Source organism: Pseudoalteromonas sp. LC2018020214 (assembly GCF_016598755.1).
GTDB classification, from domain to species: domain Bacteria; phylum Pseudomonadota; class Gammaproteobacteria; order Enterobacterales; family Alteromonadaceae; genus Pseudoalteromonas; species Pseudoalteromonas distincta.
Genome location: NZ_CP066804.1, coordinates 2,309,283 through 2,320,759, shown reverse-complemented (window position 1 = coordinate 2,320,759; position 11,477 = coordinate 2,309,283). Strand labels below are relative to the sequence as shown.

The window sequence follows — 11,477 nt, the reverse complement described above, 5'->3', positions numbered from 1 at the left end:
AGCAATAAATAGGCATACCCGCGCATTTACAAAATGTACTGGGTATCACAACGTAGAGAGTAACTATGCTTAATCCTTTTGATATTATAATTTTTGGGGGCGGTGGTGATCTTGCGTTACGCAAATTGCTACCTGCAATGTACAGAGCATATCAAGAAGGTAACTTACCTGAAGGCTCACGTATTCTACCAACAGTGCGCGAAGAATCGAAACGTGCTGAATACATAGAAACAGCGCATAAAGCATTACAAGAATTTTTAAGCAAAGGTGAGTTTAACGCTAAAGATTGGAAAGCGTTTTCTACTTTTTTAGTGCCAGTGGTAAGTAATGTTACAGAAGCAGACGACAACTGGGATGTACTAAAAGGCATTTTAGATGAGCACGAAAGCACTAAGTCTCGTGTGTTTTACTTATCGCTTCCGCCTGCTGTTTACGGCACATGTTGTGAAATATTATCGACTAAAGGTTTAATTACACCTACATCACGCGTTGTTGTTGAAAAGCCAATTGGTTATTGCGGTGATTCTGCTGAAGCAATTAATGGAAAAATTGCAGAGTTTTTTAATGAAGAACAAATTTTCCGTATTGACCATTACTTAGGTAAAGAAACAGTACAAAACTTAATGGCGCTGCGTTTTTCAAACTCATTGTTTGAAAATATGTGGGATGCTAAATCTATTGATAATATTCAAATTAGCTTATCAGAAACGGTTGGTCTTGAAAGCCGCGCTGGTTTTTATGATAAAGCCGGTGCACTTCGTGACATGGTTCAAAACCACTTATTACAACTACTTTGCTTAGTTGCAATGGAGTCGCCTAATAAGCTAAACGCTAACAGCATTCGTAACGAAAAACTAAAAGTATTAGAAGCACTTCGCCCGCTTGTAGATGGTGATGTTGATGAAAATATTGTTCGTGGTCAATACGTACCAGGTGACTTAAACGGTAAAATTGTACCGGGTTACTTAGAAGAGCTAAATGAAGGTTCTAGTAAAACAGAAACGTTTGTAGCTATTCGCGCGCATATTGATAACTGGCGCTGGGCAGGTGTTCCATTTTACCTTCGTACGGGTAAACGTATGGCTAAGCGCTGTGCAGAAATTGTGGTTGAATACAAAAAAGTATCTCACAATATCTACGAAGATAACGTGGGTAATATCGAGCCAAATCGTCTTGTTATTCGTTTGCAGCCAGAGGAAACAATTCAACTAACGCTTATGTCTAAGCGCCTTGATAATCTTCAAATGCAACTTGAGCCAGTAACAATGAATATTGAGCTTTCACAAGCTTACAGCAATGGTTTCCACTCAGATGCGTACAAGCGTTTAATGCTTGATGCCGCTGCTGATAACCCGTCGTTATTTATTCACCGTGATGAAGTTCGTCAAGCGTGGAAGTGGATTGATCCAATCATCGACCGTTGGCAAGACAAAGGCAAGCCTGCGCTTTACCGTGCTGGTAGCTGGGGACCTGATGATGCTGATGAATTATTGGCAGAAAACAATCATGTATGGTTTAACACAGGCGATAAGGTATAAGCATGGCAACACTAGTTGAAAAGTTTTTTGATGATAAAGACGCGTTAACAGCTGAGCTTTCTGCAACGCTTGAGCAATCATTACGTGATGGCATTAAAAACGATGGCCGTGCTGTATTAATGGTGTCGGGCGGCTCGTCTCCTGCGCCCGCTTATAAGCATTTATCAACGCTTGATTTAGATTGGCAACACGTTGATGTTGCTATGGTTGATGAGCGTTGGGTAGACCCAAGCCATGAAAAAAGTAATGAAGCATTTATTAAAAGCACTTTATTACAAAATCATGGTAGTGCTGCCAACTTTATTACTATGAAGAACGCTGCAGCCACGGCTCAACAGGGCGCACAAGAGTGTGAAGCGGCTTATAGCGAGCTAAAAAGCCCATATGATGTAACTATTTTAGGTATGGGTCCAGATGGCCATACAGCGTCGTTATTCCCAAATGCAGACGGTTTAGAGCATGGTTTAACAACTGAGCAAACAGTATGTGCAATTAATGCGATACAAAGTGAAGTAACCGGTAGTATTACCGAGAGAATGACATTAACTTTAAATGCCATTGCGCAATCTAAAGTTGTGAAGCTTTTAATTAGCGGTGAAGAAAAACTCGCTGTTTATAAGCAAGCAAAAGCGGGCGGCGATGTGAATGACATGCCACTTCGCGCTGTGCTTAATCACCCAAGTATAAATATCGAAGTATATTGGGCGCCTTAATTTAGATGCCAATTTAACTTTTAAAGGCCGCTTATATAAGCGGCCTTTTTTATTTGCTTAAATTTAAGCCTAAACACTGCAAAAAAATAGCTTTGAACTGTTAACCAATGTTAATGAATAGCTTTGCTTTGTATTAAAATCAACCACGAAGTGTGTTGTTTTTGAACAAAGTTTATGAGTTTGAGCTGTATGTTTTTTAGCAACGTTCAGATTTAGTTAAATTTTATTTTTTCATGGTTGTTGTCATAAAAGTTTCCCTTCCTTTTTTAGCTCAAAAGCATTAGCCTAAAGGCATTAACAATGAAACATATAAATTAAAATAAACGGAGCAGTAACATGGCGGAGCAACAAGTACAGCCTTTACACAACGAAAAACATGCCAACACTAAAATTCAAAACGGCATCAATGTAGAATTCATGAAAACTCAACACTTAGTGCCAGTAGTTGCACATGAGTTTGCACGTGTAGCAAACGAGTTTCCAATGTCATTCGTTAAAAATAACGAAACAGGCACTTTTCAAGCAGTTGCTATGTTTGGCTTAGAGCCAGGCGAAAACCTTTTTGTAGAAGATGGTAAATGGACTGCAGCATTTGCACCTATGGCATCTACTCGTTACCCACTGGGTTTAGTTAAACACCCAGATCAAGATCAATACGGTATCGTAATTGACGAAGCAAGTGCGCTTGTTGGTGAAGACGAAGGTAACGCATTATTTGAAAACGGCGAAGAAACAGATTACCTAAAACGTCGTAAAGAAGCGCTAGTATCATTTATTGAGTTTTCTCAAGTAACTGAAGCGTTCACTAAATTCCTTGCTGATAAAGAGCTACTAATTGCGCAAACGCTAACAGTAGACATTAAAGGCGAGAAAAAAGACATCAACGGTATTTACCTTATCGATGAGAAAAAACTAAACGAGTTAAGCGATGCTGATTTCTTAGAGCTTCGTAAACGTGGTTACTTAGCACCAATTTACTCGTTCTTAACGTCTACTCACCAAGTAGCACGTTTAGCGCGTTTAAAAGCTAAACAAGCTTAATTATACCAATTGCATTAAATTAGTGATCTATTATAGCGATAAAAAAATGGCTCAATAACAAGGCTAAAATTATGATACATAGTTGTTCTATATAAATAATTTTCAACGTAGTTAGTGAGCTATTTAATACGCTAGAATGACCATGTTTTTAATAAAATTGGTATTACAAACACGTAAAATTTTAAAAAGCGCCTTAAGGCGCTTTTTTTATGCCATTAAACTCACTTTAGTTGAAATTAAGTCCGTAACCATTCACATTAGTTTATAACTTCCCCATAAAAGAACTCATTATGAAAACACCATTATTAGCCATTTTTGCGAGCAGCCTTGTTGCTTTAAGCAATAGTGCATTAGCTGCAGAGACTCCTTTTGCCATTGCGATTCATGGTGGGGCAGGGACAATTGAAAAAGCACGATTTACACCCGCTCAAGAAAAAGAGTATCGGGCAAAATTAACGCAAGCAGTAGAGACCGGTTATAAAGTATTATACCAAGGCGGCGAAAGCTTAGATGCGGTAATTGCAGCAATTGCAGTATTAGAGCAATCCCCTTATTTTAATGCAGGGCGTGGAGCGGTATACACCTACGATGGCGGGCATGAGCTTGATGCATCCATAATGGATGGTCGAAATCGTGAAGCAGGCGCAGTTGCGGGTGTAAAGCATATTGAGAGCCCAATTAACTTAGCGCGTTTGGTGATGGATAACTCTGTACACGTAATGCTTAGTGGGCAAGGCGCTGAAGAGTTTGCTAAAGAGCAAGGTGTTGAGCTTGTCGAAAATAACTTATTTGATACCGAGCCTCGCTACAAAGCGCTTTTAAAAGCAAAACAAAAATTAGATAAAGCCAAAGCAACCAGTAAAGAGTACCAAGCCGCGCACAAAGCATTACCTAACTCTTACAAAATGGGCACGGTTGGCGCAGTGGCGCTTGATAAAAATGGTAACTTAGCTGCAGGTACATCAACAGGTGGTATGACCGCAAAACGTTATGGTCGTGTGGGGGATGCGCCGGTAATTGGGGCTGGAACATTTGCTGAAAATGAATCGTGCGCGGTATCGGCAACAGGGCATGGTGAATACTTTATTCGCTATAACGTAGCAAGCGATATATGTGCGCGAGTTAAGTACCAAGGTAAAACCATAGCCGAAGCTGGGGATGAAGTTATAAACGGTGTGCTTAAGCCTATTGGTGGCACAGGCGGCGTAATTATTATTGATACAAAAGGTAATATTAGCTTACCGTTTAATACCTCTGGCATGTATCGGGCAAGTAAATCGAATACGCAAGCGACCTACGTAGGCATTTTTAGTGACGAATAAGCCAACGTCATTTAATTTATTCAATGTAGTTAGCCCTGAAAATAATTGTTTAAAATAAATTTATTATTCACAGTTTAGTTCAATAGCAGCGTTTATATAACAAACAACCCCGCGTTATGCATTTTGTAGGATTAACCCCAGCCGTTTAATTTGATACAATTACGGCTCTTTAACTAATTTTATAAGGTATGCGGGTGGTAAACCTAGGTCAGTTGTTTGGCGAGCTAAAAACGTGCTTAAAAAAAGATCAATTCATTTTCAAAAAACGCTTACATGGCGTAAAAAAAATAACGGATGAAAACAAGCATGCCAACGCGCTTGAAAAAATAGCGGCTGATATAACCCGTAGCCAAGAATTACGCGATAAACGCTTAGCTGGCCTCCCTAAAGTGACTTACCCTGAGCAATTGCCGGTAAGTCAAAAAAAGGAATTAATTAAAGACGCCATTGCAAATAACCAAGTGGTTATTATTGCCGGTGAGACGGGCTCAGGTAAAACAACGCAAATACCTAAAATGTGTTTAGAGCTTGGTCGCGGTGTTGATGGTTTAATTGGTCATACGCAACCACGCCGATTAGCAGCACGAACGGTGGCTAATCGTATTGCTGAAGAAATGAAGTGTGAACTTGGTCAGCAAGTTGGCTTTAAAATTCGTTTTAGCGATCAGGTATCTAATAATACGTATATTAAATTAATGACCGACGGTATTTTGCTGGCTGAAATTCAGCAAGACCGTTTTTTAAATCAATACGACACGATTATTATTGATGAAGCGCATGAGCGTAGTTTAAATATTGATTTTATTTTAGGTTACTTAAAAAACCTGCTTCCAAAACGCCCTGATTTAAAAATAATAATTACCTCAGCGACTATTGATCCTGAGCGCTTTTCAAAGCACTTTGATGATGCGCCCATTATAGAAGTATCGGGTCGTACTTTCCCTGTTGATGTGCGCTACAACCCTATTACTGATATTAATAAAGATGATATGGAAGCGGAGGGCGATCAGCTACAAGGTATTTTTGATGCCGTTGATGAGCTGTGCACTGAAGGCCCTGGCGATATTCTCATATTTTTAAATGGTGAGCGTGAAATACGCGATACCGCAGATGCACTTAGCAAGCGTAATTTAAAACACACCGATGTATTGCCACTTTATTCGCGTTTATCTAACGCAGAGCAAAACCGTATATTTGCGCCACATTCTCGTCGTCATATTATTTTATCGACTAACGTAGCCGAAACATCATTAACCGTGCCGGGTATTCGTTATGTAATAGACCCAGGTACTGCGCGTATAAGTCGCTACAGCTATCGTACAAAAGTACAGCGCCTACCAATAGAGCCTATATCACAAGCAAGCGCTAATCAGCGTATGGGTCGTTGTGGACGTGTTGAAGCGGGTATTTGTATTAGGTTGTACTCTGAGGATGATTTTTTATCGCGCCCAGAGTTTACCGACCCTGAAATACTACGTACTAATCTTGCATCTGTTATTTTACAAATGTTGGCGCTAGGGCTTGGTGATATGGCGCAATTTCCGTTTGTACAAGCGCCAGATAGCCGCAATATTAATGATGGCCTAACATTGCTTGAAGAGCTACAAGCGGTAAAACCAGCTAAACGCGATAGTAAAACCAGCCTAACGCAATCGGGCAGAGAGCTTAGTCGATTACCCGTTGACCCACGTTTAGCAAAAATGGTGCTAACAGCCCATAAACTTGGCGCATTGCGTGAAGTGATTATTATTGTGGCGGCGTTGTCTATTCAAGACCCACGTGAACGCCCACAGGAAAAACGTGCGGCTGCCAATGAAAAGCACGGTCGTTTTGATGATCCAGATTCTGATTTTATCGCTTTTTTAAACTTATGGAATTACCTAGAAGAGCAGCAAAGCGAGCTGACTAATAGCCAGTTTAGAAAGCTGTGTCAAAAAGACTTCTTAGCCTATATGCGCCTGCGTGAATGGCAAGATATTGTTTATCAAATAAGTACTGTGTGTAACGAAATGGGCATGAAAGCCACCAGCCAAGCGGCTGATGGCGAACTTGTTCACAAAGCGTTGTTAAGCGGGATGCTAAGCCATATTGGCTTTAAAGATGAAAAACAAATATACAAAGGCGCACGTAATAGTCAGTTTCATATTTTTCCGGGTTCAGGTTTATTTAAAAAGAGCCCTAAATGGATCATGTCAGCGGAGCTGGTAGAGACAAGTAAGTTATATGCCCGCACAAATGCAAAAATAGACATTAACTGGGTAGAACCATTAGCACAGCACTTAGTTAAACGTAGTTACACAGAACCTCATTGGGAGAAAAAGCCAGGTGCGGTAATCGCGTTTGAACAGCAAACTTTATACGGCTTACTTGTTGTAAATAAACGCCGCTGTGTTTATAGCAACATAGACCCTAAAGTGAGTCGAGAGCTTTTTGTGCGCACTGCATTAGTTGAGCAAGAACTGGGCTTAAACGAGGGCTTTTTAGCGTTTAACCGTGAGCTAATAGAAGATATTCAAGTTCTGGAAAATAAGTCACGTCGTCGTGATATTTTAGTTGATGAGCAAACGTTATTTGAGTTTTACGATAAAAAAATACCTAAAGAAATTAATAACCGCGCTGCATTTTTAAAATGGTATAAAACACAAAAACAACAAAATAAGCATTACCTACACATGACTCGTGAAGAGTTAATGCAGCATGGTGCAAGTAATATCACTGAGTTTGACTACCCTGACACATGGCAGCAAGACAATATTATATTGCCGCTTGCTTATCATTTCGACCCAGGCCAAGCAGTTGATGGCGTTGCGGTACAAATACCAGTAGCGCTTTTAAATCAAGTACAAGAAAGTGGTTTTGACTGGCACATACCAGCATTTAGGCATGAGCTAATAAGTGGGCTTATAAAGTCATTGCCTAAATCGCTTCGTCGTAATTTTGTGCCAGCACCAAACTATGCTGATGCAGTACTGGCAGCTATTGAGCCAATGCAAGGTAGCTTAATTGATGCTTTAGCCACGCGTTTATTAAGAATGACAGGTGTGAGGGTTGATCCCGAGGCATGGGATTTAAGTGCATTAGCACCGCATTTACGATTACAGTTTGAAGTACGTGATGAGAGCGATAAGTTACTTGCACGAGGACTTGATTTAGCCAAGCTCAAAGCAGAGCTGCAAGGTGAAGTAACCGAAACACTGTCTAAAGTAGCCGATAAAGGCATTGAAAAGTCAGACCTAACACAATGGGATTTTGGTGAGTTACCCGCTTCATACGTTAAAAAGCAAGGTCAATATGAGATAAAAGCATACCCTGCGCTGGTGGATAAAAAATCAGCCGCTGCAGTGGAGCTTTTTGATAGCGAAGCAAAAGCGCAGCAAGCTCATCAACAAGGTTTGCGCCGTTTAGTACTATTAAATGTGCCATCGCCAATTAAGTACTTACAACAAAACTTACCGAATAAGGCAAAGCTGGGTTTGTACTTTAACCCATTTGGTAAAATAGCTGATTTAATTGATGACTGTATTGCCGCAGGTGTTGATAGCTTATTAGTAAAACACGGTGATATACGCGACGAAAAAGCATTTGAAACAGTAAAAGAGCAAATACGCGGTGAGCTGGGCGATGCCGTTGTATCGATTGCAACGCAAGTTGAGCAAGTATTAAGTATTGCTCATGCGCTGCATAAAAAAATGAAAGGGCGCGTTGATTTAACCATGATAACCGCGCACGGCGATATTAAGTCACAGCTTGAGTCACTTATATTTAAAGGTTTTGTGAGCGCGCATGGCGCAGATAAAATAGCGGATTTAATTCGTTATTTAAAAGCGATTCAAAAACGTTTAGAAAAGCTGCCAGTGGATCCAAATCGTGATAGGTTATGCGTACTAGAGCTAGATAAAGTTGCGCAAGAGTATAAAAAAGTAGTTAATAAAACGCCTAAAGGGTTGCCTATACCACAAGAGGTAACCGCTATTTTTTGGATGCAACAGGAGCTTAGAGTGTCGCTATTTGCTCAAACACTAGGAACGCCTTACCCAATTTCAGCCAAGCGGGTACTTAATGCGATAAAAGAGATAGAATAAAACTTGCATTTTCTATTAAGCTTAGTACCTTAATAGAAGGATTTATTTTTGTTTTGAAAAGGAAGCGACATAGTTATGTCCTCATCGATTGAACATAAAACAAAGCGACTTTTAGTGGTAGATGACGAGTATTTTAATTTTGAAATGCTCAAAGCCGCACTAGCGTCGAAATTTGATGTTAGTTACGCAGATTCAGGGCAAAGCTGCCTTGCGTCAGCAATTGCGAGTCCGCCAGATATAATTTTGCTTGATGTTTGTATGCCTGGTCTTGATGGTTATGATACATGCCGAATGCTAAAGCACACACCTGAAACAAAAAATATTCCTGTTGTTATGGTATCGGGCCTAGAGTCCCCATCTGAAAAACAAGCAGGGTTTGATGCTGGTTGTAACGCGTATGTTGTAAAGCCATTTTCAGTGGGTGCTTTGTTGGAAGAAATTAACACGGTTGTTTAGAGGTAACATATGTTTACTGATGATAAGCGAAATTTTAGACGCATGCAGATTAACACTCCTGCAAATTTAACAACGATAGAACCAATAGCGGGTTTAAGTTTTGCCGCAGAGTGCGTGGATTTAAGTGCAACAGGTTTATCAATTCATTTAGATGAATTGCTTGAACCTAATACCTTACTGACGGTGAACATTGATTCGACTCATCCAAGTATTGCGCCTTTAAATGCAACAGCAAAAGTAATACGTGCCAGCAAAGAAGATGATGGCACGGTAACAGCAGGTCTTGAAATCATTCAGTTTAACTAAATCGAATTCAGTTAAACTCAATAGTAGATATTAAAAAACCTTACAGATTAAGCCTTTTAAGTAAAAGCCTTCAGGGTAGCTGCCAGCAATTGGGTGATCGGCTGCCTGGTTTAATCGCTCCATTATCAGTAGGTCTTTACCTGCATCAAGTGCTGCATCGGCTACTACTTTTTGAAACAAGTTTTGTTCCATTAAACCAGAGCATGAGAATGTTAATAGTGTTCCACCTGGTTTTAGTATTTGCATGGCAATCATGTTGATATCTTTATAGCCACGACACGCGCCCGTTAACTGCGCTTTATTATCAGCAAATTTTGGTGGGTCCATTACGATGGTATCAAACTGTCTACCTTCGTCGCGGTATTGGCGTAATAATTTAAATACATCCTGCTTAACAAAGCTCACTTTGTTTAAATCTAAGTTATTATGCTCAACATTACGCTTTGCTGTATCTAAAGCGGGTTGCGATACATCTACGTTAGTTACATGCTCACATCCACCACGCAGGGCATACAACGAGAATGTACCTGTGTAACTAAAGCAGTTAAGGACAGTTTTACCTTTTGAGAAGCGCTCAAGTGCAGCACGGCTGTCACGCTGATCTAAGTAAAATCCTGTTTTGTGACCTTCAATTATATCAACTTCGATTTTTAAGCCGTTTTCTTCAATAAGCACAGGCTCTTTTGGTTCGTTACCCCAAAGAGCGCCTTTTATTGGTTCTAAGCCTTCTTTAGTACGTACATCTACGTCAGAACGCTCATATATGCTAGAGCCGGGGAAAATAGACATCAATGCGCCTACAATCTCGCCTTTATGGCGCTCGGCACCGGCGCTTAATAGCTGGCACACTAATACGTTGTCAAATTTATCTATTGTAACGCCTGGTAAGTAATCAGACTCAGCAGCACATAAGCGAAACCCTGTTAATCCGCCTTCTTCAATAACTTGGCTACGGGCTTCTAATGAGCGACGTAAACGGCGTTCAAAAAAGTGTTGATCGATGACTTCTTTTTCGTCAAAGCTCCAAACACGTGCACGAATTTGTGAGTGAGGGCTATACGCAGCAGTTGCTAAAAACTTACCTTCGCTGTCGTGAATCGTTACTGTGTCGCCTAATCCAGGTTTACCTTTAATTTTTTTGATGGCTTTTGAAAATAACCAAGGGTGTTTTCTTTTTAATGATTTATCGCGACCAGCTTGTAGGTAAACGGCAGATGACATAAGGCTTCTCAGTAGTAATAAATAAGCGCTGTATTTTAGTCAAGCAAGGAGCAACATACAATGAATGTTTTGCAAGGGGGGCATAAAGCACGGTAAAGTACGGATAATTCATTGATTAATTAGCTTTTTGGAACCTAACTTTGTCTGACGTCGCTTTAAGCCCTGATTTAGAAATACTTAACTCACAATGTAGAGGGTTTATCGCCTCTTTAGTGCATGCCGATGTTGCTCATGACATTACTCATATAGAGCGAGTGGTGCGCGTTGCAATACAGTTATGTAATGCGGAGCAGGCAAACATGTCAGTAGTATTACCTGCAGCGTGGATGCACGACTGTGTGGCGGTGGCTAAAAACCACCCTGATCGTGCAAAAGCCTCTACTATGGCAGCTGATAAGGCATTGGAATTTTTAAAATCGATTAATTATGACGAGTCACTTTTTGATGAGATTCATCATGCAATTGCAGCACATAGCTTCAGCGCAAATATAAAAATTAAAACAGTTGAAGCGCAAATAGTACAAGATGCCGACAGAATGGATGCATTGGGCGCTATTGGCGTTAGCCGGTGCATGAAGGTTGGTGGCTCAATTTCTCGGTTATTATATAACCCAAATGACCCTTTTTGTGTTGAACGCGAGGCTGATGATAAAACATACACGCTTGATCACTTTTTCATAAAGTTATTACATATTGCCGATAGTATGAATACCCCATCAGCTAAAGCAGAGGCGAATAGACGAACAAGGTATATGCATGAGTTTTTAGAGCAATTAAAGTCAGAAATTGGTGAGTAAC

9 protein-coding genes are annotated in these 11,477 nt (G+C 40.3%); 8 read left to right on the top strand and 1 reads right to left on the bottom strand.

Annotated elements, in window-relative coordinates; all coding sequences use genetic code 11:
- Positions 1 to 65 precede the first annotated feature (65 nt).
- The 7 genes from zwf (at position 66) to JG479_RS10150 (ending at position 9,458) form a co-directional block, all read left to right on the top strand.
- Positions 66 to 1,538, top strand: a complete 1,473-nt coding sequence (gene zwf / locus JG479_RS10180; protein ID WP_024597624.1) for a glucose-6-phosphate dehydrogenase — start codon at positions 66 to 68, stop codon at positions 1,536 to 1,538.
- Between the two features lie 2 nt (positions 1,539 to 1,540).
- Positions 1,541 to 2,251: a 6-phosphogluconolactonase gene (gene pgl / locus JG479_RS10175; RefSeq protein WP_149602404.1), complete on the top strand. Its 711-nt coding sequence runs from the start codon at positions 1,541 to 1,543 to the stop codon at positions 2,249 to 2,251.
- Between the two features lie 336 nt (positions 2,252 to 2,587).
- A complete protein-coding gene (locus JG479_RS10170) occupies positions 2,588 to 3,292 on the top strand; it encodes a SapC family protein (RefSeq protein ID WP_024597622.1) in 705 nt (234 codons plus the stop codon).
- A gap of 290 nt (positions 3,293 to 3,582) precedes the next feature.
- Positions 3,583 to 4,614, top strand: coding sequence for an isoaspartyl peptidase/L-asparaginase family protein (locus JG479_RS10165; protein ID WP_200219126.1), 1,032 nt, complete (start codon positions 3,583 to 3,585; stop codon positions 4,612 to 4,614).
- Positions 4,615 to 4,808: 194 nt separating this feature from the next.
- A complete protein-coding gene (gene hrpA, locus JG479_RS10160; protein WP_188085188.1) occupies positions 4,809 to 8,696 on the top strand; it encodes an ATP-dependent RNA helicase HrpA in 3,888 nt (1,295 codons plus the stop codon).
- 75 nt (positions 8,697 to 8,771) lie between these two features.
- Positions 8,772 to 9,152, top strand: coding sequence for a response regulator (locus JG479_RS10155; RefSeq protein ID WP_024597850.1), 381 nt, complete (start codon positions 8,772 to 8,774; stop codon positions 9,150 to 9,152).
- A gap of 9 nt (positions 9,153 to 9,161) precedes the next feature.
- A complete protein-coding gene (locus JG479_RS10150; RefSeq protein WP_007581065.1) occupies positions 9,162 to 9,458 on the top strand; it encodes a PilZ domain-containing protein in 297 nt (98 codons plus the stop codon).
- Between the two features lie 30 nt (positions 9,459 to 9,488).
- On the opposite strand, the gene JG479_RS10145 is transcribed toward JG479_RS10150, so the two are convergent.
- Positions 9,489 to 10,679 (bottom strand): class I SAM-dependent methyltransferase, encoded by a 1,191-nt coding sequence (locus JG479_RS10145; protein ID WP_002961441.1) that lies wholly within the window; start codon positions 10,677 to 10,679, stop codon positions 9,489 to 9,491.
- A 140-nt stretch (positions 10,680 to 10,819) separates the two neighbouring features.
- Here JG479_RS10145 and JG479_RS10140 point away from each other — a divergent pair, with 140 nt between their 5' ends.
- Positions 10,820 to 11,476 (top strand): HD domain-containing protein, encoded by a 657-nt coding sequence (locus tag JG479_RS10140; RefSeq protein ID WP_039487345.1) that lies wholly within the window; start codon positions 10,820 to 10,822, stop codon positions 11,474 to 11,476.
- Position 11,477: the final 1 nt, after the last annotated feature.

Bases quoted from the DNA above. Each gene is read 5' to 3' on its own strand.
- JG479_RS10165 (WP_200219126.1), top strand. From the start codon at position 3,583: ATGAAAACACCATTATTAGCCATTTTTGCGAGCAGCCTTGTTGCTTTA.
- JG479_RS10155 (WP_024597850.1), top strand. From the start codon at position 8,772: ATGTCCTCATCGATTGAACATAAAACAAAGCGACTTTTAGTGGTAGAT.
- pgl (WP_149602404.1), top strand. From the start codon at position 1,541: ATGGCAACACTAGTTGAAAAGTTTTTTGATGATAAAGACGCGTTAACA.
- JG479_RS10145 (WP_002961441.1), bottom strand. From the start codon at position 10,679: ATGTCATCTGCCGTTTACCTACAAGCTGGTCGCGATAAATCATTAAAA.
- zwf (WP_024597624.1), top strand. From the start codon at position 66: ATGCTTAATCCTTTTGATATTATAATTTTTGGGGGCGGTGGTGATCTT.
- JG479_RS10150 (WP_007581065.1), top strand. From the start codon at position 9,162: ATGTTTACTGATGATAAGCGAAATTTTAGACGCATGCAGATTAACACT.
- JG479_RS10170 (WP_024597622.1), top strand. From the start codon at position 2,588: ATGGCGGAGCAACAAGTACAGCCTTTACACAACGAAAAACATGCCAAC.